Below are 24,172 nucleotides of genomic sequence, written 5' to 3' on the forward strand. Positions count from 1 at the left end.
GGATTATGCGTAAATTTCATAGGCCTTAAGCCCGGTCAATTTTTTCTTAATAGCTTCAATTTGGTCGCTTTCGAAGGCGGATAAAGGTGTGGCCAAATAGCCATTTCCAATACCTAAAATGGACATGGAAGCCTTTAAACCTTTCAAGAAACTTGAACCATAGGAACCCATGGCATAAATTTCGTCAGCAATTTCCATTACCATTTCTTGCAATCGAGCAACTTCCTTTAAATCCCCCTTATCGGCTGCATTGTATAAATCAACAAACAGCTTGGGGAAAATATTGGCTCCTCCACTTACACCTCCATTTCCTCCCATCAAAACCATAGAAGCCATCATTTCTTCAGGACCAACGAGCAAGGTGAAATCAGGTCGATCTCTGAAAGCATAAATCATGGCATTAAAAAACACCGCTTGTCCTGAACTGTCTTTCAATCCATAGACATTGGGATGCTTTGCCAGTTCCAAAACAGCTTTTTGACTCATCATTGTTTTGGTATGTGAAGGCATATTGTACAAATACAACGGAAGAGGTAAAGCATCTGCAAGCTTTTTGAAATATGTAATCAATTCACTTTCTCCTAAACCGTAATAATAGGGTGGTGCAGCCACCACTGCGGCTGCACCGGCTTCTTTAGACAACTTACTTAAAGCCAAGCTTTCTTCGAGAGAAGTGTCGGTAATCCCCACCAAAACAGGTACTCTACCGTCCACTTTTTCACAGGTTAGTGAAATTAATTCCCTTCTTAACTTATAGGAAATATTGGTACATTCACCTGTAGTGCCAAGTATAAAAATACCATGAACCCCTCCGGCTATCAAGTGTTCAATCAATTGGCAAGTTCCTGCTTTGTCTAAATGATCATCATCTAACAAAAGTGTAGCCATTGGAGGTATTACCCCTTTCAATGGATTTGTTTTTAAATCTCTTTGCATTGCTTTATCGTGTATACAGGCATGGTTTTATCACCTGCGACATTCTAGTATTTATTGTCTTTAAATTTTACTTGGATCAACTACGACATACTTCACTGTTTTTCTATCGTAAGTATACGTCATATGGACCATCCCATCTTTACTTTGGATGATGGCAGGGTAACTGTAGCCGGATTCGTTGGGTTCGTTCTCAAGGGTCATGAATGGTTTCCAATCTTTCCCATCATCAGAGATAGCCAAATTTAAGATATTCCTTCCCTTTGGCTCTTCACCTTCTTTGGTGCTATGGTTATATATCAAAAGCTGCCTTCCATCTGCCAAGGTTACTGCATCAGTTCCTGAGTTTGGATTGGGAAGTGAAGTGGCCTTCATAGGAGACCAGGTTTGACCATTGTCCGTAGACCAACTCTCTGATATCACACCTTGTCTTGTGCGGCATAAAATCTGAAGAGAGCCGTCTTTATGAAATAAAATACTTGGTTGGATGGCATCAAATTCCACCCCATCATTAATAGGACCAACTACCTCCCAGGTTTGACCATTGTCTTTACTCATTTCAAAATGAACCATCCAAAAGACATCGTCATCATGCTTCCTTTCAATACTTGTTGGGGCGATAATGGTCCCGTCTTCTAGCTGAACAGCTTTATTTTTTACAGGGCCTAACAGTGGGCCAACAGCCGGATCTTCACCTAATTTCCTTGGCTCAGACCAGGTTTTGCCATCATCCTCTGAAGTCATTAGCATGCCCCACCATCCTCTAGGATCAGGTCCAACTTTATAAAAAGCATCAGTGGGCCTTCTTTGGGTTGAAATAAGACAGGGTTCCAAGTTGGATACCTTAGGTCTTTATTTTGTACCCCATTGGCCACTTCTACCGGTCTGGTCCATTGACCATCTCCCAAATGACTTACCCAAATTCCAACATCCGGATTTTTCTCATGAGTTCCTGCGAAAAAAGCAGCGACGATCCCTGAGGGTGTTTCCACTAAAGTTGAAGCATGAACCTGTGGTGTAGGTCGGTCATCCAACGGGTAAATAAGTTCCGCATGGACAAGAGCCCCTTCTCCTACTTTTTGTTTTTCAGGCAGGTGATAATTCCCTGTAATGTCATTAGGTACCAATTGCGTATCTTCTTGGGTTTCGGCCTTTTTATCATTCGCCCCACCACAAGAATTCAACAATAAACCGGCAGTTATTGCGAGCATTGAAAGTGTTACTTTTCTCATATTAAATACCACAAAGTGACGTTTTAATTCCTAATTCATTCATTGCTGCAGCTTTTGCATAGCAGGCTTCAAGAGCACTCTCTTCATTCTCTGCATAAACCACATGAATATGGTTTGCCTTATGTCTGGCCATCATCTGATCTCGATTTACACCATCTAATACACCATGCATAATTGGCCACTCAGGGGTGGTCATTTTCCATCTTCTCTTGGTTTCTTCCTCAGGCAATTCCACCACTTTACCGGTACCTAGATCACAATGCAATTGATCGTCCATCACAAAGACCCTACTCCATACGATATGTCCGGGTTTACTGACACCTTTTAAACTTCCTCCTCCTTGCGGAAAATACATGGCTGGTTGCCTATCACTACTTGCTCCTTTATATCCTCCTGAAAAGTGTGATGGGGGTGCTGCTCCTGAAATTAAGAATACCCACACAAACTCTTCTTTTCCATCAATGGTGAAATTTTCTCCATACCTCAAATCATGGAGGGTATTGTCTCCAACCAAACCCAATTGATCCCACAAATGATAAGTAATCAAACTATCTAATCCTGCACATTCATCAACTTCATTGAAATGTGGGAGGGCTTTTCCGGCTAGAATTTCAACTCCCTGTTCATCAGTCACCGGAGGTCTTTCGGTATTGTTTAACAAACCTTCTACAAGATCACTGGCCGGGCACAACTCATTAAGCCCTTGTTGGTACTGTATACCAATGGTATCACAACCAAATTTGTCGGCTAACCTTAAAGCAGCCACATACATTTTACATTGCTCAAGGGTTTGTTCTCTTGTTAGCTCGGTCTCGGGATTTTTGCCCCAATTAAAAGTTAAGCCTCTATCGAGTAACCACTCCAAAACCTCTTCAGCTTCCTCTGCTGAAACATTTTGCATGGCGGCATACAAGGTCGATTGACTTAGCCGCTCTTTAAATAAGCCTGTTTTGTGCAATAAATGATCAGGTATAATGGCATTAAACATACCCATACAACCTTCATCAAACACACCCATTATGGCTTTGTTTCTTCTAAATTCCTTGGCAAAGGAACTTCCTATTTCCACTGCTTTAGCTGGAGCATCCTTGCTATCAAAATCCCGAACGTGACTAAGATCATGTGTGATTTTACCTGTTTCTAACCACTCTTTAAATCCATTTAAAAAGAATTCGTCATTGAATTCCTTGCTCCAAATTGTAGAATAAGATACGCCGGCTTTGGTTAAAGAACCATTGAGATTAAGCATTCCTACAAGCCCTGGCCATTGTCCACTCCAATTGGCTATGGTTAAAATAGGCCCTTTGTGTGTGGTCAATCCTGCCAAAACATGGTGAGAGAATTGCCAAACACTTTCTGCCACAATTAGTGGCTGTTCGGGATCTATTGTTCTAAAAACTTCCATTCCCATTTTCTGAGAATCAATAAAGCCATGCCCTTTTTCTTCATCAAACTTATGGGCTCTAATGACATTTACCCCTAGATTATCAAAAACGCCTTGCAGGCTGTCTTCCATTTCTTTTTGTGCAGGCCAACAAGTTTGGTTGGCAGAAAGTCTCAAATCGCCACTGGCAATCAGGTATATCTCTTTACTCATTATCAGTAAGTATTTTAGTTATTTGGTTTTATCCTTATTTCAATAAATTTAAACTAACTATTGGGAGTATTACTCGAATTCCCCATAATCAGGCCTATAAAAATCAAAAAATTAATAGAGCGGTCATCTTTTTATTTGATCGGGTTTTCATACCAGATTACCCCCAGACCTTTCTTTGAACCATCTGCTGCTGTTTCCTCCGAGGTAATGATATCCAAATCCCCATCCCCATCCATATCCTTTAGCAAAATAAAGTCATATTTCACCCCTTCTTCACCACTGATGTCTATAAAGTATGAGCTATCCGTTTGAAAATTCATCATGGCAATTACTCCGGATTTGCCTAAGGCCTGAGAAAAGGTAGCAGTCAGGTCCAAAAATCCATCTTGATTGATATCTCCTATCGTAACTGATTTTGCGCGGTCTCCAACGAAGTCCGGAAACTCAATCTTTTGACTTATCCAAAGTCCATCCTTCTTCTCAAAGTGCTCCCATCCATGCAAAACAACCGGCACAACAAAATTCAGTACCTTTTCCTTTTTGCCACTTTCAAAATAATCCATAAACATTGGTTCTCCATCTCTGATACCCAGTAAATGATGCGTCCACTCTTCATGTAAAGCTCCTTTTCCAGGGTTTTCCATCCACCTCAAACCACGTAAATCCCCTTTTCGATCGGTAAATACAATGTCCATCTCCCCATCCATATTCATGTCCAATAACTCAATGGACATTACCCAACCCAGTCGAGCGATTTCATGGTATTTCCAGTCTTCCATTGTCATTGGATTTTCAGGAGCCTCTAGCCAACCCAAAGTCCCATTGGGAGCTTTGGAGCCTACCACCAGATCCACACCATTTTTTCCATCCAGGTTAATGGGGCGCCCAAACATCCACTTTGTCTTACCTACGGTAACAGGGATATCCTTGGAAAGCCATTTTTTGGGATTTAAATAATCATCAGAATCAGCAGGCGCCCAGTGAATGGTAATCCGCTGGTACTCCCCTTCAGACAAGGTAATCAAATCCATGAAACCGTCGCCATTTAAATCTGAGACAAAGGCATCTTCAACATCAGGGGACGGCAATTCAATAAAAGGCCATTTTTGTTGAGGGTTTTCCGGGTGCAAATAAATACGAGAAACACCCCTTCTTCCCAGCCGGTAACCAAGTCAAATTTCCCGTCATTGTTGACATCAGAAAATTTTGTCCCATCTGAGCCTAAGGATGAATCGTCTATGGTATGTCGCTGCCAGGGTGAGTCAAAAACTGATCTTGAGCTATTTTGGCCTAAAACCACACCCGGTTCCATCAATGCCATGGTAAATAGTCCACACAAAAGCCATTTATAGGTTGACATCATTTGACTATTCCTTTTTCTTGCTTATGATTTTTCTGTTATTGAAAACTTTTACCATTTGCTCATCATAGGAAGCATAAAGTATATCATCCTCAGTAAAGTGGATCATCCATATCTCCTGATCCCCTGTCCTACTTCGGTCATAAGTAATGTAAATCGTACCATCAGCCGTTTGTTGTCCATCCGGATATGAAACATTTATTCTTTGGTCTAGCAAAAGTCCTTTTGACCAGGTTGCTCCGTCATCTTTAGAGATGAAAGCCATCATATGACTTCTTCCTGTTTTTACAGATATAGGTCCATGTTTCACCAAGAGCAAATTACCGGATTGTAATCTTCTTATAAAAAATCTGGCACTAGGATGAGCTATAAAAGATTCTTCAAGGGCAGACCATGTCTTTCCTGAATCACTTGAATAACTTTCTCCAATACCATATTTGGTTCTTAAAAGTGCCCAAAGTTTACCATCTTCTTTTTCAACAAAATGGTGCTCATCAAAGGACCTAAATTCTTTGGGTACATGAACACCTCCAACAACTTCCCAAGTTTTTCCTTGGTCTTTTGAAACCACCATTTTGGCTGAATGATCCGTCTCACGCCAAGTAGAGGCTGGTAAAACCCAATCACCATTGTTTAGTATTAGCGGCTTACACATCATCACACCATCAGTAAGTCTTCTTGGTGCAGACCAGCTGGTGCCTCCATCAACAGAAGTTTCACCTATGATGGCCCATACACCACCAATTTTGGCGTCTTTATCAACAGCTTGAGCCCAAAACACCCACACCTTACCTGAAGGGTCTACCCATACTTCAGGGTCAAATGCCCTTACCATGCCTCCGCCATCAGGATCTATCACCAAGGTTTCTTTCCAAGTTTCCCCTTTATCGGTACTTGAGGAAAGCACTACATAATTGTTTTCATCTTCATCAGGACTAATTCCTGCATACCAAACAGCCCAAAACTCCCCTTTATCTTCCTGAATGGCCAAACTGGAGATTCCTGAAAATTTACGATTTTCTATTTGGTGCCAATCTTCATAATCTGATACCGGAATTACTTTTGGAGGGTTTAAAAATGCTGCTTTATCTTGCCCATACAAGCTTTGGCAAATCAAAAAACAATCGAAAAAACTAGGAATAAATTTGGGTTTCGTTTCATTAATATTTGGTTCATTTGTGGATTTTGTAATTACTCCTGAAAATTACCATAAGAAATCACTCTTTAAAAGAAAATTCGATTAAAATTCAATTTTCAAGAAAGAAAGACTTCCCCTGAGGTATAATTTTTATATATTGAATCTTTAATGTAGACAAACTCCATATAAATAAATGAACCCATTAAAGTTAGACCGTAGAAAATTTATTAAAGGAAGTACAGCAATGGCCACCTTGGCTACTGTAGGAGTGCCAACAATGACTTTTTCCGCCCCAAATAAAAAATACAATGTTGGGTTGATTGGCACAGGATGGTATGGTAAAAGTGACCTATTCAGACTCATTCAAGTGGCAGATATAGAAGTAATAGGCATTTCGGATCCTGATACTCACCTATTAGATGAAGCAGGAAAGCTTATCAGCCAAAGACAGCAGTCGAGAAAAACCCCAAAAAAATACAAACATTACCGGCAAATGCTTGATGAAAACAAGCTAGACATTGTTTTAGTGGGCAGCCCTGACCACTGGCATGCATTACATGCAATTGATTCCATTCGATCAGGTGCCCATGTATACCTCCAGAAACCAATTAGTGTAGATGTAATTGAAGGGGAAGCCATCTTAGCAGCTGCAAGAAAATACAATAAAGTTGTCCAGATAGGTACACAAAGAAGAAGCACTCCTCACTTAGTAGAGGCCAAGAAAAACATAGTTGATAAAGGACTATTGGGAAAAGTGTCACATGTAGAAATGTGTTGCTATTACCACATGAGGGCCAATGGCAGTCCTGAAATCAAGCCTGTCCCTGATTTTTTGATTATGACCTTTGGGTAGGTCCCGGACCAATGCGGCCCTTTGATGGCCTTCCCCACAGAAGATGGTGGAGAACCATGATGGAATACAGCAATGGAATTACCGGTGATATGTGTGTGCATATGTTTGATGCCGTGCGTTGGACCCTTGGCTTAGGTTGGCCTAAGAGTGTTTTTGCCACAGGAGGAATTTATGTTCAAAAAGGGGGCAAATCTACCATTGCAGATACCCAAACGGCCACTTTCCACTATGATGATCTGGATTGCGTCTGGAACCATCGTTCTTGGGGAACTCCGCAAGACCCTGAATATCCGTGGGCCTACAAAATCTATGGGGACAAAGGGACTTTAAAGGCTTCTGTGATGAAGTATGAGTTTATTCCACAGGGCAAAGGTGAAAAAATAACAGGAGATGTAGTCTTTGAAAAAGAAAAATATCCTGAGGACCTTAAGGAAAAAGACATCGAACTCCAAGCTGCACCTGCCACCAGAGCACATATGATAAATTTCATTCAAGCGATAGAAAAAGGTGGAAAACCGGTGGCAGATATAGAAGAAGGACATATTTCCACTGCCAGTTGTATAATGGCAAATATGTCAATGGAATTGGGTAGACCTTTATCTTATGACCCGAAAAAAGAATCATCATCGGAGATGAGGAAGCCACTCAACTATTGACCAGAAAGTACAGAGCGCCATTTGTCCACCCGGAACCAAACGAGGTATGAAAAAGCAATTGATTTACTACCCAATTAGAGAAATTACTTGCTTGTTAACAGGATTTTTGGTGTTGGTTGCAGTATCCCAATCAAACGGGCAAACCAAAGTTCAAATCAAAGGAGATAAATTCTTTATTAATGGTCAAGCCACTTATTCCGGGCAAGCATGGAAAGGCCATACCATTGAAGGCTTGCTAATGAATGCTCGCTTGGTGCAAGGAGTATTTGATGATCTCAATCCTGAAACCGTAGATCGTTGGAAATATCCGGACACAGGAAAATGGGACGCGGATAGAAACACCGATGAATTTGTAGCAAATATGTCCCAATGGAAAGCACATGGCATGCTTTCTTTTACCATCAACTTACAGGAGGCAGCCCAGAAGGCTACAGCAAAAATCAACCATGGCACAATTCTGCATTTACCGCCAAGGGTGAATTGAGAGGGGCCTATATGACTCGTTTAAAGAAAATACTTGATGAGGCTGACAGACTGGAAATGGTTCCAATTTTAGGCTTGTTTTATTTTGGACAAGATGAAAGACTAGAGGACGAAAAAGCTGTAATAAATGCGGTAGACAATGCTGTAAATTGGCTGCATAACCACAAGTATAAAAATGTACTTATTGAGATTAACAATGAATGCAATGTAAGGTACAGCCACAAAATTCTCCAACCGGAAAGGGTTCATGAATTAATTTTAAGAGCAAAAGCCATCCAAAAAGAGGGTTACAGGTATTATGTCAGCACTAGTTATGGAGGGAAATTTATCCCTCTTCCTAACGTGGTTAAAGCAGCTGATTTTATTTTACTCCATGGAAATGGTGTGACCGAACCTGAGAAAATTGTGGAAATGGTAAATCAAACCAAAGCAGTAGAAGGCTATCAAAAAATGCCTATTCTATTCAATGAAGATGACCATTTTGACTTTGACAAGGACTTTAACAATTTGATTGCATCTATATCTTCTTATGCATCTTGGGGTTATTTTGACTTCCGAAAAAAGGCGAGGGATTTGAAGAGGGTTACCAAAGCGTCCCGGTGGATTGGTCTATTTCTTCAGCAAGAAAAAAGGGTTCTTTAATTTATTAAAAGAAATTACCGGTTATTGAATCAATCAGAGACATAAATTGATCGGTTCTCACTCTATCGACAATTTTAAGCCGATTTAAAACATAAAAACTCCGCCTCTTAGACAGAAAGGGCGGAGTTTTTGTTTGGATTTTTTAAAAAAGGATAAAAATTAGATTTTAAATCCTTCTCTATGATTTCTACCAACAAATTGGTTGGCTTCTTCAAGGTTAGTAATCCTCATGTTTTCACCATCCCAAAGTAGTTTTTTCCTTCCAAAGAATTCAGCTTTTCCTTCTGCATTCTCCCTGCGAAGCATATAACTTCTTGTCGCAAGGTTACCCATCAAGACTGTTTCGGTCATAGGGCCTGCATAGTCAAAGGAAGAAGTCAACGCCTTATGTTCCGGGCTGTTGAAACCTGCTTTACAAGCATCGATCCATTTGCGTTGATGGCCATATTCAGGCTCATCATTTTTCTCAACTTCAGGACCAAATTCTGTGGTTCCATCATTCAAGTATAACTTAGGCATCAATGGAGAACTATCGTTGATATTGGTAGAAATGATTCCTTTTTCACCAATTATTAATACGCCATTTGCACTATCATGACCACCAATATCGCTGTCAGCAGGGATAATGTCCGGATGAGAAGGTTTAATTCCACCGTCACTCCATGTCATTTCTATAGGCGATCTACTTTTCGTCGTTTCATCAAAATGAAGGGTAATGAAGGAAGCAGGTGGGCAACTTTTAGGATAATAATCCGCAGTCCACATGTCTGTATAAATTGACGCCACACTGGCTTCTGCGTCGGTTGGATACTTCAAACCTAAAGTTCTGAAAGGAATATCGATCAAGTGACAACCAACATCTCCAAGGGCACCTGTTCCGTAATCCCACCAGCCTCTCCAGTTGAATGGATGAAGATTAGGCGTGTAGGGAATATATTCTGCAGGGCCTAACCATAAGTCCCAATTTAAATTGTCAGGTTTTTTAGATGGTTCAGCCTTAGGAAAAGGAATCCCCTGAGGCCATACAGGTCTATTGGTCCACACCTGAACTTTAGACACTTTACCAATTTTATCATTATCAATCCAATCTTGAACCATATTTAACAATGGATTGGATCCGCCTTGGTTACCCATTTGTGTAACAATCTTCTTGTCCCTTGCCATTTCTGTAAGCATACGGGCTTCTTGAATGTTATGGGTCATCGGCTTTTGCACATACACATGAACACCTCTATTCATGGCATAGGAAGCTGCAGGACCGTGAACGTGGTCAGGAGTAGAGATCGTAACAGCATCAAGGTCTTTCTCTTTATCCAACATTTCCCTGTAATCCGAATAAAGCTTGGCTTTAGGAAAATTCTCAACAGAACGCTTTGCCGATCCATTAAAATCAACATCACACAATGCGATCACTCGCTCTCTGCCATTAACTGAGGCGTTTTTGATATCACTGGCTCCTTTTCCACCAGCTCCAATGGCTGCGATATTTAACTGATCACTTGGAGCAGTAAAACCGACACCACCCAATACATGTCGAGGAACGAATACGATGGAGGAAGCGATCGCAGCATTCTTTAAAAAAGAACGTCTGGAATTTTCCTGATTTTCATTTTTTGATGATTTCATGGTCATATTTTGTGAATTGAACTATTTTAGGTTTAAAATTTATTAATCTAACTGTTTATATTTATTATCCCTATTAGAATACTGATTTTTAACACTTATTGACCACTCAAAAACTCAATTTTTCAATAAGCGGTAATATTTAAATTTCTCCTTACAGTTGATCCACCAAACTCAATAGTCTTCATTATTGCTGTTGCGATGCTTCGTCTTAATATAAAGTTCCTCTACTTTTTCCCTTGCCCAAGGCGTTTTTCTTAAAAAAGTTAGCGAAGATTTGAGAGTGGGGTTATTGGTAAAACAACGGATATTGATCCGCTGACCCAATTCATTAAAACCATATTCATGGATCAAATAATCCAAAATATCTACCAAGCGGATACCGTGTAACGGATTATTAGGTTGTTTTTCTAATTCATTTGCCATTGTACCAAAAATAATGATAAAAAGTTTTTCTCCTATTAATAAGCTAAATATGACAAGGGAATAAGACGCCTATATACTCACATTAAGTGATTGAAAGCCGACCCATTAAACGAAAAATGATAGTATAACAAAAGAAATTAAAAAGGATCCTAAAACAGATCAATAAGCTTGTTGAAAGGATAATTATTTGCTTAAATTCAACCTTTAGCCAATTTTTCATCATTGGCATTCTTAGGATATTTTGGCTTCTCATTTAAATAATTAGTCCCTATGGATATCAAAAAACTCCAATTCCCAATCGGAAAATACCTACCCAATAAAAACCCGAATCATGAATTAATCGCTCAGTGGATCAAGCAAATCGAAGATTTCCCAACTGAAGTTGAAAACGCATGTCGGGACATTTCAATTGAACAACTCAACTGGAGACATAGACCAGGTGGATGGACTGTTAAACAGTTGGTACACCATTGCAGTGACAGCCATATGAACAGCCTTATTAGATTTAAGTTGGCACTGACAGAAAAATCTCCTACCATAAAACCTTATTTTGAGGACAAATGGGCGGAATTGGCTGATTCCTTAGACAACAATATTGAACATTCGTTAAACCTTTTGCGCGGACTGCATAAAAAATGGGCACTCCTGCTCAGAAGTCTTAATGATCAACAATTGGAGCTGGAATACACGCATCCTGAACATGGAGAAATATTTAATTTAGCTGAAACTATTGGGAATTATGCATGGCATTGTAAGCATCATTTGACCCATATAAATAATGCCATTGCTTCGAACGGAAAATACAATTAGCCAAAAACACGCTAAGCATCACAGAAAAGGAAGGTTATTAATGCCCTTTACAATAATACTTAATCATTCCACACTAATTAATGTATGACCTTCGGTATCAAAAATAGCCTCAGGAAAAGATTCCTTTATATTTACCACCCGCATAACCACATCAGCTTTCCCTACTTTGCTTTTTAATTTTATAAATAGAGGCAATATTTGGACACCAAATTTATCGAACAAACTCGATTCATCCTGTGACTTCCCCGCACCTACACTTTGGTAACTTAATACACTGGACATGGATATTTGAATATCCTCGGCAAGCATCATTGTTGCAGCATATTCTTCAATTTCTGCTACAACTTCCCGGCAGTAATATCCTTCTAAAGTTGCTTCATTTCCGGTGTAATTCAGTTTCTTTCGCGGACCGGAATTAAATGAACGTAAAGCATATTGCATTCCCGGCCAATGTTTTTTATCCATGGGCAAAATATACCCTCCTTTCTTTCCATTCATTTCAAAAAGATTGGTAATCGTAGAATCTTGCTTATTAAATACCATGCGCATGTCAGGATCTCTTCTCTTTCCATAAATGATTATCGCTGATTTGGCTTTCCCCAAAAAATAAGAAATCGTATCAATGCGCTCATTTCCATTTGGGAAATGATGCCTTACAACTAAATCAAAACTACCGGTAAATGTTTGTGAATTTAGCAACGTAGGGATTAAAAAAATTGCGAAAAATAAAGAAAGATCCTTTTTCATAGAGGAGGATGAATTATTAATTACATACCTAAACCGACAACAAAGAAAAGCATGAAGATCGTTGGAGGATTAATGTTAATTATACGCTTGATAACCAGCTCACTTATTTACCTGATACCATGCTCCCATATCTTTTTAAGCATTTAGCCAGTTTTGTTACCTTTCGGCTGCTATTTGCTCAAATTTTTCTTACAATAGCTTTTTCACCATTATTACCGAATCCTCATAGTCGGGAACAAAATTAATAGGAAGATTTTTAGTTTCATTAAAACCAGCTTTGGTATAGGCCCTGATTGCTTTTAGATTTCGTTTAGAGGGAGCAATGTAGATGGTATTGCATCCAAAATTTTGGTTCAAATATTCACATAGTAGTCTTAATGCTTCACCCCCAAAACCTTTGCCGGTAAATTTTAGATCTGCCATCCAAATGTCAATTTCCGTTGATTGGGTAATAGGGTCAATTTCGTTATGGTTTATTTGCCCCAACTCCTCTCCATTTAATGTTATTATGAAACATTGTCCTTTTAGTGGACGTGAACCATCAAAATAATAGGCTTTATAATCTTCATTAAATTCCTCCCAAGTTGGAATTGGAATCTCGGGGAAATTTGGCGCCCCTAGCATATCTCTAGTCAAGTTAGAATGGGCCAACCATATGTAGATATTTCTCCTGTCCTGTAAAGTAGCAGGTTTTAGGGTCAATGATTGATTTAACGATCTATTCCCCATCTTCTAAACCCCTTCACAATAAACGATTTCAATTTCCTTTACACAGAAAGGTTGATTATTCCTGACAAGTTTTTGTACATATATCGATCTAAAAATCACGTACTCAATCCCTTTAACCTTCTAATTTAAAGACAATTAACCTAAACTAAATTACATATTTCCAAACAAAAACACAAGCATGATTTTGGCTATTTCAGAAATCTCTCAATAATAAGCCAATCAATGGAATGGGTTTTCAATTCTATTAGGAATTACTAAATTTAGGCTTTTTATCGAAAAGCTATTCTTTTTTCAATGGCTTACAGCCTCATTCAAAAAATGACACAACATAGAAATAGAAATAGAAATAAAAACCTCGGTCTTGTTGAATTAATCGCCATAGCCCTGGGCGGCATGGTGGGCGGAGGAATTTTCACCATCCTTGGAATTTCGGTAGCATTGATTGGAAACTTGACCCCTATAGCAATTGCCGTTGGGGGTATAATAGCTGCTTTAGCTGCTTATTCCTATGTAAAACTTGGCACTTATTATAAAGATGAAGGAGCCACCTATTCCTTTTTCAAACGCACCTATCCAGGGTCTAATTTTTCTGCATCTGCCATAGGTTGGTTTATCATCTTTGGATACATCAGTACCCTGGCTTTGTATGCTTATACATTTTCTTCTTACGCCCTAAGTAGCACCGACTTTTCGGAAAATATTATCATGCGAAAAGTGGTCGCAATTACCGTCATTGGCCTTTTTACCTTGATCAATGTTTGGAGTGTAAACGGTATGGGAAAAATTGAAGACTTTATGGTGTATACCAAGCTTATCGTCTTATCGATAATCTCATTTGTTTTGATTTATCATGGCTCAACAGATGTGGAAACATTTTTGGAAATCATGGCTCTAGACGCCGAAAATGCAAATGTATTTTCCATAATCATTGTTGCCTCCCTTACCTTTGTCGCCTACGAAGGCTTTCAATTGGTAATCAATGCAGTAAATGAAATGAACAATCCGGACAAGAATATCCCAAGGGCAATTTATAGCGCCATTGTTTTGGCGGTGGTGATATACCTTGTCATCTCCATGGGAGCTTTATTTGCTATTCCTTCTGAAGAAATTATCAAAAATAAAGAGTTTGCCCTTGCTGCCGGAGCAGAAAGTATCTTAGGTAAAATTGGGGCAAATCTTGTCATTCTGGGCGCTATCCTAGCCACTAGCAGTGCGATAAGCGGAACACTCTTTGGCTCTTCGCGACAAATGGCTGCCATTGCTAAAGATGGATTTTTTCCACATATCCTCTCCCATAGAAAAAATAATATCCCCAAAAATGCCATAATAGCCATGGCAATCATTTCCAGTCTTTTGATTTCAATAGGTGGTTTGCAATTGATCCTTGAGTTTGGGAGTGTAACTTTCTTACTGGTTTCATTTTTAATGGGCATTGCTAATTATAAAATAAGAGCCAAAACCAAGTCTTCTACTTTTATCACCTTGCTCTCTATTGTTGGCCTTGGAATTGGAGGTATACTAATTCTCTATTACGAATTGACAAATAACTGGGAACAAATGCTAGCCATCCTGGTGCTTTACACTTTCCTTGGCTTGGGAGCTTGGCGATTTGCCAAAAGACAGGCGACTATGCAAAATCTTTAAAGTGAATACGTAAGAGTTAATTGAAAAAACTTTTTCTCTCAAAGCGATTAATTGAATAAAATTGTTTTCCGAATAAATAGAAAATAGTATTTTGTGCTTTCAAAGAAACAGTCCTGATTTATTGGAGAAAACCAGGCTTTAATAACCCATCCATGAACTTACTTTTTAAGCTTCAGGTAAATATTTTTGACCCAAATTAATCCTTCTTTCTATGTGTTAGGCAAAACCAAATCGAATAGAATTTTTCATATTAAAGCTATTTTTATCACCTTATATAATTAAACACCATGAAAAGAGTATCATTTACACTTCTGTTTTTTTCTTTAATAATTGTTTCAAAACCCCTATACGGGCAAATAGATGTTAACATTACAGATCTAGGTAATGATGAAACCATCAAATTTGGCGATATCTATGAAATCTATGACCTAGACAAAGAGTTGCCAACCCTTGTCATTACCTGGAGCGGAAAATGGTGTTTCCCTTGTATCAACTTGATCAATCGATACTTGGATTGTGACATGTCTATGATGAACCTTATCACCATCAATGTAGACAATGAAGAAAATCGAGATGAAGTGTTAAATGAAGGCTACCACGATAGTTGGAGAAAAGCCCTAAACTTTCATGCAAACATAGGGGAGGATGAAAAAGGTTTTGATAACGTCTTCAATGTAAGCTCTGCCCCACTGATACTTTATTTAGTCGATGGAAATATTTCGGATGCGCTGGTAAGTTATTCTGTTTACCCCTATCGAATGATACAAACAGGCCGCATTGATGACATTAATTTTGTATGGGACAGCTCAAGTGATTTAAACTCTTTGGCCTGGGCCTATTACAAAAATGAAGAAGATGAGAGCAAATTGGAAGAGGCAAAGGAATGGGTAATACGTTCTATTGAACTAGATAAAAACTATTCCAATACGGATACTTATGCGGCTTTACTTTTCAAAACCGGAGATTACACAAAATCTCTAAAAGTAGCCAAAGAGGCAATAGAAATCGCCAAAGAAAATGATGAAGATTACAGTACCACAACAGATTTAATCAATTCTGTTATTGAAAAGCTATAGTTAAAAACTTAAGAATACAAAGGTCGTGGTTCATTTGATTCACGGCCTTTTTTTGTCTTTACATACCATACTCTTTGCCAAAACCATTTTATAGCACTATAAATTAACTAATCCACACTTGACAAGAATTTAATTCTTGAATAGCAATCAATACCAAACCCACTAAATATTCCTATCTTTAGCTAAAACTATAGGAGTGCAAACCTAGCTTTTATTAAGTTCTACGATTAATCAATCATGAAATTAATAGCTTTCATCGATACAGAAACAGCTGTCAAATCCCGGAAGGTGCTTGACATAGGAAGTATAAAAAGTACAGGAGAGATTTTTCATTCACCTTCCATGAACGCCTTCATGGAATTTTTAAAAGGTACTCAGTTTATCTGTGGGCATAATATCATCAAGCATGATCTAAAATACATTGGCAGAGGACTAACTGATATTAATTTTGACACTTCAAAAATCATTGACACCCTGTTCCTCTCCCCTTTACTTTTCCCAAAAGACCTTATCATGCACTCGTTAAGGACGATAAACTTCAAACAGAAGATAAAAATAATCCCTTGAATGATGCCAAAAAGGCCAAAGATCTTTTTTTGATGAAATCTCAGCTTTTCAACAACTAAGCAAATCCCTACAGGAAATTTATTATGTGTTGCTTGGGGAAAAACCGGAGTTTAAAGCCTTTTTCACTTTTCTAGATTACCAAATCCACAGCACTGAAATTGAAAGTCTAATAAGGAAAGAATTCTACAATGACATTTGTCAAGAGGCTAATTTGTCAAAACTTATTGAATACTCACCTACCGCACTTGCTTATAGCTTGGCTTTAATCAATACCAGAAGCCGACTATCCATCACCCCACCTTGGGTAATAAAAAATTACCCGGACATTGAAAGTATTTTGTACCAATTGAAAAACAACCCTTGTTTACCCGGATGTCAATATTGCAATCAGGCATTAGACATCCACAGGGGGTTAAAAAAGTTTTTTGGCTTTGAGACATACAGAACCTATGGAGAAGAGCCCCTGCAAGAGAAAGCTGTTAAAGCTGCAATTGACAATAAATCAATCTTAGCTGTATTTCCTACCGGAGGGGGCAAATCCATCACCTTTCAGGTACCTGCTTTGATGTCAGGAGAAAATGCAAAGGGTTTGACCGTGGTGATTTCCCCACTACAGTCTTTAATGAAAGATCAGGTAGATAATTTGGAGAAGAGCGGGATTACTGATGCCGTAACTATCAATGGTCTTTTAGACCCAATTGAAAGAGCAAAATCTTTTGAAAGGGTAGAAAATGGAGCAGCTTCTATTCTTTATATCTCTCCAGAATCCCTGCGGTCAAAATCCATTGAATACCTTTTGCTGGGTAGAAATATCATCCGATTTGTAATCGACGAAGCCCATTGTTTTTCTTCTTGGGGACAAGACTTTAGGGTTGACTATCTATATATCGGGGATTTTATCCATGCCTTACAAAAGAAAAAAACAAGGCCGAACCCATACCTGTTTCCTGTTTCACTGCCACCGCCAAACAAAAAGTCATTGAGGATATTTGTCGTTACTTCCAAGAAAAACTTTCCTTGGAACTGCAGATATTCAGGTCAAAAACTTCCAGGACCAATTTACATTATAAGGTTTTCCCTAAAGAAGACGAAGAACAAAAATACAATGCGGTCAGAAGTTTAATTGAAGAAAAAGATTGCCCTACAATTATATATGTTTCAAGGACCTACAAGGCCTATGTACTGGCTGAGCACTTAACCAATGATGGTTTTAGTGCAAAGCCATACCATGGAAAGATGGACAAACAGGAAAAGTCTGAAAATCAAGATGCATTTATCAATGGATCAGTTCAAGTAATGGTGGCCACCTCTGCATTTGGCATGGGAGTAGACAAGAAAGATGTAGGAATGGTGATCCATTATGAAATTTCAGACTCACTTGAAAATTATGTACAAGAAGCCGGCAGGGCAGGAAGGGATGAAAATATCTCAGCAGATTGCTTTGTATTATTCAATGAAGAGGATCTCAGCAAACATTTTATTTTACTCAATCAAACCAAGTTAAGTATAAAAGAAATCCAACAGGTTTGGAGGGCCATCAAAAATATCACCCGCTTTAGGTCAACGGTATCCAATTCTGCCTTGGAAATTGCCAGAAAAGCCGGTTGGTATGACAATATTAGGGAAATAGAAACTAGAGTAAAAACAGCTATAACAGCACTGGAGGAGGCCGGTTATATCAAAAGGGGGCAAAATATACCCAAAATATACGCCAATAGTATTCTCGCTCAAAATGCCCAAGAGGCCATCGATAAAATTAATGCTTCTGAAAAATTTCAGGACAATCAGAAACAAAACGGTATTCGAATAATCAAAAAGCTTTTTCGAGCAAAAGCAAAAATCACTCAAATGAGGAAGAAGCAGAATCCCGCATAGATTATATTTCTGACCATCTAGGAATTGTTAAAGAGGAGGTCTTTAAGATTATCCGCCTGTTGCGTGAAGAAAATATCTTGGCAGACTCCAAAGATTTAACTGCCTTTATAAAAAATGGAGAGAACAAAAACCGCCCACTCGCAATAGTAGAAGCTTATGCCCACATTGAAAATTTCCTTCTTTCTACCTTTGGAGAAGAAGAGAAGACTTTTCAAATTAAAGCCTTGAATGAAGCGGCAGAAGAAAATGGCTGCAAAGAAGTTAGCCTCAATAAAATCAAAACCATCATCAACTTCTGGGCAATTAAAAATTGGATCAAACGAAAAGCACTTAGTTATTCCAATTCTCACATCAATATAATTTGCATTCAGCCAAAGGATAAATTAAGTGAAAAGTTAAAAAAACGACATGAATTGGCCGTCTTTATCATCAATTTTCTGCACTCAAGGCACCTATCTAACGTTCCTGAGGTAGAGCAAAGCAAAACACAGCTCCTAATCGAGTTTTCCGTGCAGGAGTTAAAAGAAGCCTACGAAAATTCATCCCTACTTTTTAAGGTTCCTATCACTGCTGAGGACATCGAAGATACCCTCTTTTACTTATCGAGAATTGAAGCTTTAAAAATAGAAGGGGGATTTATGGTGGTTTACAATCAATTAACCATTGAGAGAATTGAACAGGACAATAAAATCCGGTACAAGGTCGATGACTACCAGAAGTTGAATGAATTCTATGAAAACAAGGTACAGCAGATTCATATCGTAGGAGAATATGCCAAAAGAATGTTAAATGATTATAAGGAAGCCTTGCAGTTTGCTGAAGATTATTTCCAATTGAATTACAACGTATTTTTAAACAAATACTTTAAAGGAAGCCGACAAAATGAAATCAAAAGGAACATCACCCCGAGTAAATTCCGGCAACTTTTCGGTGAACTTTCCCCCGTCAATTAAAAATAATCAAAGACAATCAATCCAATAATATCGTGGTAGCTGCAGGACCCGGCAGTGGAAAAACCAGGGTTTTGGTTCATAAACTGGCTTCTTTGTTGCTAATGGAGGATGTAAAACATGAGCAATTGCTAATGGTTACTTTTTCTAGGGCCGCAGCCTCAGAATTCAAGCAAAGACTTCTTAAGCTTATTGGCAATGCGGCCAATTTTATCGAGATAAAAACCTTTCATTCCTATTGCTTTGACTTGCAGGGAAAAATTGGAGACTTAGACAAATCGACCGATATCATCAAAAAAACAGTAGAGAAAATTACCGGGGGAGAAGTGGAAGCCAACCGAATTACCAAGACAGTTTTGGTGATAGATGAAGCCCAAGATATGGATGCCAATGAATTTGCTTTGATCAAGGCCTTGATGGAGCAAAATGAAGAAATGAGAGTGATTGCTGTGGGAGATGATGACCAAAATATATTCGAATTTCGAGGCGCCAATGCTAAGTACCTGGAACAATTTATCCATAAAAAACAGGCCGTTAAATACGAATTGACAGAAAACTACAGGAGCCAAAAGAATCTGGTTGATTTCACCAATCAATTTATCAAAAGGCTTCCAAACCGCTTAAAAACCAATCCAATAAATGCAATATCCGACAAAAATGGAAAAATTAAACTTGTAAAATATCAGGGCCAACATCTGATTTCACCTATAGTAAATGACATCCTAAGTTCGGAGCTTAAAGGAAGTACTTGTGTATTGACCCGATCCAATGATGAAGCATTGCAAATCACCGGTTTATTGCTCAAATACAAAATTCCCGCTAAATTAATTCAAACAAATGATGGCTTTAATTTATTCAATCTTATAGAGCTTCGCTTTTTCTTCAATCATTTGGAATTAGCTGATGATGTATATGTAATTGATGAACAACTGTGGAGACATGCCAAAAAAGCTTTGTGGCAGAAATACAAAAAGAGCTCGAAAATTGAAGTATGCATCAACTTGATTAAGGAATTTGAAGCTTCCCATCCTAAAAGAAAGTACAAGTCTGATCTGGAGCTTTTCCTCAAAGAGTCTAAGTTAGAAGATTTTATCTCCCGCAATGGAGACACTATCTGGGTTTCGACCATACATAAAGCCAAAGGTAAGGAGTTTGACAACATCTTTCTGCTTTTACAAAACCTCAGCCGACTACTAGACGAGGACATCAGGCTTTTGTATGTAGCCATGACAAGGGCCAAACAGCAGCTGTCCATTCATTTAAAAGGGGATTTTCTGGACAATATTATTGTTGACGACCTGATCAAAGTGACTGACTCCACCCATTGGCCTGAACCGGACATTATGGTGATGCAACTCAGCTATAAAGATGTCTGGCTAAGTTTTTTTAAATATACCCAATACAGGACTTCCCATTTAAAAAGTGGCGATGAACTCCAGGCAAAGGAAGGCACTTGCTTCGATCAGGAAAACCATCCCATCTTAAAATTCTCGAAAAAATTCAAAATGCAACTGGGGGATCTGGAAAAAGGAGCTTACCATCTTGCCTCAGTTAAAGTAAACTTTATCGTTTATTGGAAAGCGGAGGAAACTGAGGAAGAATTATTAATCGTCTTGCCTGAATTGCATTTCAAAAAAAGACCAATCCGATTGACAGTATCATTCAAGCAGCCAGTACCACCACCACTAAATAGCCAGTATTAAAGGGCTATTTGAAAGAGGATAGTTTTGATCAAGTATAATTTTTACTCTAGCTTCCCAAACATAATGCGTTCCTTACGGCTATCAGAATGATCACCTTGAGTAGCAATTAACCAAATGCTATTGTTGTGTTTTGCAAAACTTGGATATTGAAAGGATTGGTTGGTTCTAAAACTGTATTTCCTTTCCCAATTTTTACCATCTAGCGAAACGTCAATATTAAATACGCTGCGAGAGACTCCATCCACCTTTGTGTTTTCTTGCCAGCCTAAGTAATAAATCCCATCAAAAAAATCAAAAGTAGGTTTTGAGTTGGTTCCATTGGGAATGGATGGAATTGATTCGGCGTCGGTCCAGTCCTGACCATCTTTGCTATAGGTAATGAGGTAATTCTTATCTCCATCATCCCTCCTACAAATAGCCATCCAGGTGCCATCCGGAAGACGGTTAACGGCAGATTCAGACAATTGAGCTGATTGTGGTTCATTATAATGGCCAAGAATTTCAAAGGTATCTAACTTTTTATTGGCAATTGCCAGAGCATTTTGCTTTCCCGGGAAATTGTTCAAGGTTGTATAGGTTTTGCCGTCAAACTCTTTAAAGGAATCAAAAAGGTAGGCGCCGTATCCAACCGGCTTTTTATTGAATCCATGTGCTTTGGCATCCTTATAAAAGTTCTCTGTGGTGAAATCAAGTTTACCGGCTGAAGTTTTAATTTTTACTTTATGAATCTTTTTGGAAAAAGCACCGGAGCGCATATCATAGTCAATGTACCAAACCTGAGAATATGGGATTTCTCCGGCTCGTTCATTGACAAAGTAGATGCGAAGGGTTTTTTTGTCCTTCTGTAGGATTCGTGGAATCCAACATTGCCCTTCAGGTAAGGTGACATTGGCGAATTGCTGTTCGCTGCGGGCAAAGGGAATAATTTTTTCTACGGACATGGTCTTTAAGTTTACGATAGACATGGTCGAATAAATAAAAGTCCAATGCCCACTTTCTCCGGCTTTCAAATCATTGACCTCAGCCACAATGTAGGCGTAATCATCTACCAGTACAAACTCTGCGTCATGGGCTCCCTTTACTTCAGGGGCTGTCACCTTGACTAGTCCTGAAAGTACTGCATCCGCTACTCCCACAGGATCCCAATTGTTTGGCAGTATGCTTTGTGCATGTACAGACAATGAACAGAATATAGAAAAAACTAACAAAAAACTTCTCATGGGTTTATATTTTAATTTTTCAAATAAAACTACTGTGACCATTTAATTTCTATGGTTTTTCTCACTATTGCCATAAGCCCTTATTAAAGAAAAGCTAATGCTAAGGTGGGCCAAATAATAGGTGGGTAATATCATGTAATTATAATTATTATTACCCAAAAACTCTTTAAAGGAGATTATGGTATCTGAAATAAGAATTAAAAAGACCCCAAAAACAAAGGCCCATTTGCCTATCGCCGATCCATTCATGCCTACAGCCATTCCTAATGACAAACAGGAGATAAGCAAATAAATTAATACCGCCAGTAGCAACATGGTTTCTTCAAATCTTGGCCATAATAAGAAATAAAAATACAGCAAAAATGAGGAGAGCAAAATCACCGTAAACTTCCGGTTGAGCTTACCATTCAGTGCTGCATACCATAAATAGCCCAAGTGAGCAATGAAATACAATGCAATACCCTTGATAAACAAACCGTTGTCGCCTTTCATGATTGACAAAAACCAACCACACAGCCTTGGGAGGTTTTAACCTTTGAAACTGGAGGAGCAAAATAATCAGGGCTCCAATCCCTGCTGTAGCTGATTTATACACAAATCCTGAAGTATTTAAGGCAAGGACTGCCGTAGCTGCCGACAATACCAAAAAGCCATATAGGCAGAATTTTATGCTCCACATTTTTTTATTTTTATGTGTAAAAGGAAGTGTAAATCAAATAATAAAACCAATTACACATCTAAACTAACTATGTTTTTATGATTAAAAAAATTGATTAAAGGAGATGCCTCATAGAAGGTAAATGCTATACCGCTATATAATGAAAAAAAGCAACTGATTTGAAGAATTGCAGTTAGGGGTAGATTATAAAATACTGACTACAATTACCTCATTTTTGCTTACTTCGAAATTGAGTAGCTGTTATTCCCATATTACGTTTAAAAAACTGATTAAAATTAGCCACTTCATTAAAATTTAATTCATAAGCTACTTCAGCTATGGGTTTATCTATTTGGTGTAAAAGTGTTTTAGCATATAACATCTTGTAATCAATAATAATTTTCTGAGCACTTTTTCCTGTAGCCTTTTTTACACATTCAGTAAGGTATATTGGACTAATATTCATCTTTGAGGCATATTCATTTACAGATAAAAAATAATTGTTGCCGGAAAGAATCAGTTGTTCGAATGTGGACATGATTGCTTCACTTCTATTGGCAGTAACCATTCCTTTATTGTCTTGGGTCGAACGTTTTATCTTATAAAGCAAAATCAATAGTAATGACCTGACTACTTCAAAACTATGTAAGGCCGTACTTCTTGACTCCATGTATAATTCCTCCGCAATACTTAGTATATCTTTAAAATCTTTTTTGGTAACCGATAGAGAGGCATCGTATGTATTTTAAAAAAAGGAAATTCATTTTGAAGCCCATAAGATTGATTTAAACTGGTGAAAATCGAAGCATTAAAATAAATGATATAACCATAATCATCATTTGGTGGAGCCACACTGTAATTAATTACTTGAAAAGGAGAAACAATAGCCAAACTATTTTTCATTTCTTGTAAAGTTTGATTACCAATTTGAATATTGATTGTACTGCGTTGTAATATAGCTACCTCAAAAAATCCCCGTTTATGGGCCTCCCAAAATTCTTCGGCTGGTTCAACAAACTTCATGTTTTTAGCTATTTTTCTGATATAAAAGCTATTAGAATAATCATTTGCTTTTTCTACTCCATTTAGGAAATAGGTGTTTATATTATTATATACTTTCATTTCCAAGGTTTTAATGAGCCATTAAAATACAAAAAACCTAAATAATAATCTAATTTACACAAATTATAATTCCAATTTAGGTATCCAATCCCTGTACCTTTGCTTTCATAAATGATAGAAAAGCATAA

Annotated in this window: 23 protein-coding genes and 2 pseudogenes; 11 read left to right on the forward strand and 14 right to left on the reverse strand. The window is 38.2% G+C overall.

The annotated features are described in order from the left end of the window. Nucleotides 1-3 precede the first annotated feature (3 nt). The 6 genes and pseudogenes from WG932_RS12165 to WG932_RS12190 all read right to left on the reverse strand — a co-directional run bounded on the left by WG932_RS12165 (nt 4) and on the right by WG932_RS12190 (nt 6,224). Nucleotides 4-936, reverse strand: a complete 933-nt coding sequence (locus WG932_RS12165; RefSeq protein WP_483088114.1) for a dihydrodipicolinate synthase family protein — start codon at nt 934-936, stop codon at nt 4-6. A 60-nt stretch (nt 937-996) separates the two neighbouring features. Next, a pseudogene (locus WG932_RS12170) lies at nt 997-2,165 on the reverse strand (sialidase family protein). Nucleotide 2,166: 1 nt separating this feature from the next. Then, entirely contained in the window at nt 2,167-3,762 is a 1,596-nt protein-coding gene (locus tag WG932_RS12175) for a fucose isomerase (protein WP_483088115.1), read from the reverse strand. Between the two features lie 131 nt (nt 3,763-3,893). Then, a complete protein-coding gene (locus WG932_RS12180) occupies nt 3,894-4,850 on the reverse strand; it encodes an FG-GAP repeat domain-containing protein (RefSeq protein WP_483088116.1) in 957 nt (318 codons plus the stop codon). After that, nucleotides 4,808-5,125 (reverse strand): hypothetical protein, encoded by a 318-nt coding sequence (locus tag WG932_RS12185; RefSeq protein ID WP_483088117.1) that lies wholly within the window; start codon nt 5,123-5,125, stop codon nt 4,808-4,810. Before WG932_RS12185 ends, WG932_RS12180 begins: the two co-directional genes overlap by 43 nt. Nucleotides 5,126-5,129: 4 nt before the next feature. Then, on the reverse strand, nt 5,130-6,224 hold the full coding sequence (locus WG932_RS12190; protein ID WP_483088118.1) for a sialidase family protein: 1,095 nt from the start codon (nt 6,222-6,224) through the stop codon (nt 5,130-5,132). 229 nt (nt 6,225-6,453) lie between these two features. Between WG932_RS12190 and WG932_RS12195 the strand changes: the two are divergent. The 3 genes and pseudogenes from WG932_RS12195 to WG932_RS12205 all read left to right on the forward strand — a co-directional run bounded on the left by WG932_RS12195 (nt 6,454) and on the right by WG932_RS12205 (nt 8,894). Beyond that, nucleotides 6,454-7,819 (forward strand): annotated as a pseudogene (locus WG932_RS12195) (Gfo/Idh/MocA family protein). After that, entirely contained in the window at nt 7,816-8,253 is a 438-nt protein-coding gene (locus tag WG932_RS12200) for a hypothetical protein (protein WP_483088119.1), read from the forward strand. The pseudogene WG932_RS12195 and the gene WG932_RS12200 overlap by 4 nt, the downstream one beginning before the upstream one ends. Further along, nucleotides 8,139-8,894 (forward strand): hypothetical protein, encoded by a 756-nt coding sequence (locus WG932_RS12205; protein WP_483088120.1) that lies wholly within the window; start codon nt 8,139-8,141, stop codon nt 8,892-8,894. The genes WG932_RS12200 and WG932_RS12205 overlap by 115 nt, the downstream gene beginning before the upstream one ends. Nucleotides 8,895-9,053: 159 nt before the next feature. On the opposite strand, the gene WG932_RS12210 is transcribed toward WG932_RS12205, so the two are convergent. After that, nucleotides 9,054-10,520 (reverse strand): Gfo/Idh/MocA family protein, encoded by a 1,467-nt coding sequence (locus WG932_RS12210; RefSeq protein ID WP_014018468.1) that lies wholly within the window; start codon nt 10,518-10,520, stop codon nt 9,054-9,056. Nucleotides 10,521-10,691: 171 nt separating this feature from the next. Continuing rightward, nucleotides 10,692-10,943 (reverse strand): VF530 family protein, encoded by a 252-nt coding sequence (locus tag WG932_RS12215; protein WP_014018469.1) that lies wholly within the window; start codon nt 10,941-10,943, stop codon nt 10,692-10,694. Nucleotides 10,944-11,213: 270 nt separating this feature from the next. Here WG932_RS12215 and WG932_RS12220 point away from each other — a divergent pair, with 270 nt between their 5' ends. Then, a complete protein-coding gene (locus WG932_RS12220; protein WP_483088121.1) occupies nt 11,214-11,753 on the forward strand; it encodes a YfiT family bacillithiol transferase in 540 nt (179 codons plus the stop codon). Nucleotides 11,754-11,816: 63 nt separating this feature from the next. Here WG932_RS12220 and WG932_RS12225 read toward each other — a convergent pair whose 3' ends face one another. Both WG932_RS12225 and WG932_RS12230 read right to left on the reverse strand, forming a co-directional pair. Continuing rightward, the gene (locus tag WG932_RS12225; protein ID WP_483088122.1) at nt 11,817-12,452 is read right to left on the reverse strand and encodes a hypothetical protein; all 636 of its coding nucleotides are present in this window, start codon (nt 12,450-12,452) and stop codon (nt 11,817-11,819) included. A 237-nt stretch (nt 12,453-12,689) separates the two neighbouring features. Further along, nucleotides 12,690-13,229, reverse strand: a complete 540-nt coding sequence (locus WG932_RS12230) for a GNAT family N-acetyltransferase (protein ID WP_483088123.1) — start codon at nt 13,227-13,229, stop codon at nt 12,690-12,692. A gap of 318 nt (nt 13,230-13,547) precedes the next feature. Between WG932_RS12230 and WG932_RS12235 the strand changes: the two genes are divergently transcribed. The 7 genes from WG932_RS12235 (at nt 13,548) to WG932_RS12265 (ending at nt 21,044) form a co-directional block, all read left to right on the forward strand. Next, a complete protein-coding gene (locus tag WG932_RS12235) occupies nt 13,548-14,873 on the forward strand; it encodes an APC family permease (RefSeq protein ID WP_483088124.1) in 1,326 nt (441 codons plus the stop codon). Nucleotides 14,874-15,160: 287 nt separating this feature from the next. Then, on the forward strand, nt 15,161-15,949 hold the full coding sequence (locus tag WG932_RS12240) for a hypothetical protein (RefSeq protein ID WP_483088125.1): 789 nt from the start codon (nt 15,161-15,163) through the stop codon (nt 15,947-15,949). 237 nt (nt 15,950-16,186) lie between these two features. Beyond that, nucleotides 16,187-16,516 (forward strand): hypothetical protein, encoded by a 330-nt coding sequence (locus WG932_RS12245; RefSeq protein ID WP_483088126.1) that lies wholly within the window; start codon nt 16,187-16,189, stop codon nt 16,514-16,516. 88 nt (nt 16,517-16,604) lie between these two features. After that, nucleotides 16,605-17,639 (forward strand): DEAD/DEAH box helicase, encoded by a 1,035-nt coding sequence (locus WG932_RS12250; protein WP_483088127.1) that lies wholly within the window; start codon nt 16,605-16,607, stop codon nt 17,637-17,639. Beyond that, nucleotides 17,534-18,391, forward strand: coding sequence for a helicase-related protein (locus WG932_RS12255; protein WP_483088128.1), 858 nt, complete (start codon nt 17,534-17,536; stop codon nt 18,389-18,391). The genes WG932_RS12250 and WG932_RS12255 overlap by 106 nt, the downstream gene beginning before the upstream one ends. 59 nt (nt 18,392-18,450) lie before the next feature. Continuing rightward, nucleotides 18,451-19,344 (forward strand): hypothetical protein, encoded by an 894-nt coding sequence (locus tag WG932_RS12260; protein WP_483088129.1) that lies wholly within the window; start codon nt 18,451-18,453, stop codon nt 19,342-19,344. Nucleotides 19,345-19,376: 32 nt separating this feature from the next. After that, a complete protein-coding gene (locus tag WG932_RS12265) occupies nt 19,377-21,044 on the forward strand; it encodes a UvrD-helicase domain-containing protein (protein WP_483088130.1) in 1,668 nt (555 codons plus the stop codon). 41 nt (nt 21,045-21,085) lie between these two features. On the opposite strand, the gene WG932_RS12270 is transcribed toward WG932_RS12265, so the two are convergent. The 4 genes from WG932_RS12270 to WG932_RS12285 all read right to left on the reverse strand — a co-directional run bounded on the left by WG932_RS12270 (nt 21,086) and on the right by WG932_RS12285 (nt 24,044). Beyond that, complete coding sequence (locus tag WG932_RS12270; protein ID WP_483088131.1) at nt 21,086-22,264, reverse strand: sialidase family protein; 1,179 nt, start codon at nt 22,262-22,264, stop codon at nt 21,086-21,088. A 42-nt stretch (nt 22,265-22,306) separates the two neighbouring features. Continuing rightward, the gene (locus WG932_RS12275; RefSeq protein WP_483088132.1) at nt 22,307-22,756 is read right to left on the reverse strand and encodes a lysoplasmalogenase family protein; all 450 of its coding nucleotides are present in this window, start codon (nt 22,754-22,756) and stop codon (nt 22,307-22,309) included. A 395-nt stretch (nt 22,757-23,151) separates the two neighbouring features. Then, the gene (locus WG932_RS12280; protein WP_483088133.1) at nt 23,152-23,592 is read right to left on the reverse strand and encodes a helix-turn-helix domain-containing protein; all 441 of its coding nucleotides are present in this window, start codon (nt 23,590-23,592) and stop codon (nt 23,152-23,154) included. Nucleotides 23,593-23,612: 20 nt separating this feature from the next. Beyond that, nucleotides 23,613-24,044 carry a hypothetical protein gene (locus WG932_RS12285; protein WP_483088134.1) on the reverse strand — a complete coding sequence of 144 codons (432 nt, stop codon included), beginning with the start codon at nt 24,042-24,044 and terminating at the stop codon, nt 23,613-23,615. Nucleotides 24,045-24,172 lie beyond the last annotated feature (128 nt).

This window comes from Cyclobacterium sp. SOCE241 (assembly GCF_056867545.1).

Coding starts and splice junctions, on each gene's coding strand:
- WG932_RS12165 (WP_483088114.1), bottom strand. CDS start 936: ATGCAAAGAGATTTAAAAACAAATCCATTGAAAGGGGTAATACCTCCA.
- WG932_RS12175 (WP_483088115.1), bottom strand. CDS start 3,762: ATGAGTAAAGAGATATACCTGATTGCCAGTGGCGATTTGAGACTTTCT.
- WG932_RS12185 (WP_483088117.1), bottom strand. CDS start 5,125: ATGATGTCAACCTATAAATGGCTTTTGTGTGGACTATTTACCATGGCA.
- WG932_RS12200 (WP_483088119.1), top strand. CDS start 7,816: ATGAAAAAGCAATTGATTTACTACCCAATTAGAGAAATTACTTGCTTG.
- WG932_RS12205 (WP_483088120.1), top strand. CDS start 8,139: ATGGAAAGCACATGGCATGCTTTCTTTTACCATCAACTTACAGGAGGC.
- WG932_RS12210 (WP_014018468.1), bottom strand. CDS start 10,520: ATGAAATCATCAAAAAATGAAAATCAGGAAAATTCCAGACGTTCTTTT.
- WG932_RS12215 (WP_014018469.1), bottom strand. CDS start 10,943: ATGGCAAATGAATTAGAAAAACAACCTAATAATCCGTTACACGGTATC.
- WG932_RS12220 (WP_483088121.1), top strand. CDS start 11,214: ATGGATATCAAAAAACTCCAATTCCCAATCGGAAAATACCTACCCAAT.
- WG932_RS12230 (WP_483088123.1), bottom strand. CDS start 13,229: ATGGGGAATAGATCGTTAAATCAATCATTGACCCTAAAACCTGCTACT.
- WG932_RS12235 (WP_483088124.1), top strand. CDS start 13,548: ATGACACAACATAGAAATAGAAATAGAAATAAAAACCTCGGTCTTGTT.
- WG932_RS12240 (WP_483088125.1), top strand. CDS start 15,161: ATGAAAAGAGTATCATTTACACTTCTGTTTTTTTCTTTAATAATTGTT.
- WG932_RS12245 (WP_483088126.1), top strand. CDS start 16,187: ATGAAATTAATAGCTTTCATCGATACAGAAACAGCTGTCAAATCCCGG.
- WG932_RS12270 (WP_483088131.1), bottom strand. CDS start 22,264: ATGAGAAGTTTTTTGTTAGTTTTTTCTATATTCTGTTCATTGTCTGTA.
- WG932_RS12275 (WP_483088132.1), bottom strand. CDS start 22,756: ATGAAAGGCGACAACGGTTTGTTTATCAAGGGTATTGCATTGTATTTC.
- WG932_RS12280 (WP_483088133.1), bottom strand. CDS start 23,592: ATGGAGTCAAGAAGTACGGCCTTACATAGTTTTGAAGTAGTCAGGTCA.
- WG932_RS12285 (WP_483088134.1), bottom strand. CDS start 24,044: ATGAAAGTATATAATAATATAAACACCTATTTCCTAAATGGAGTAGAA.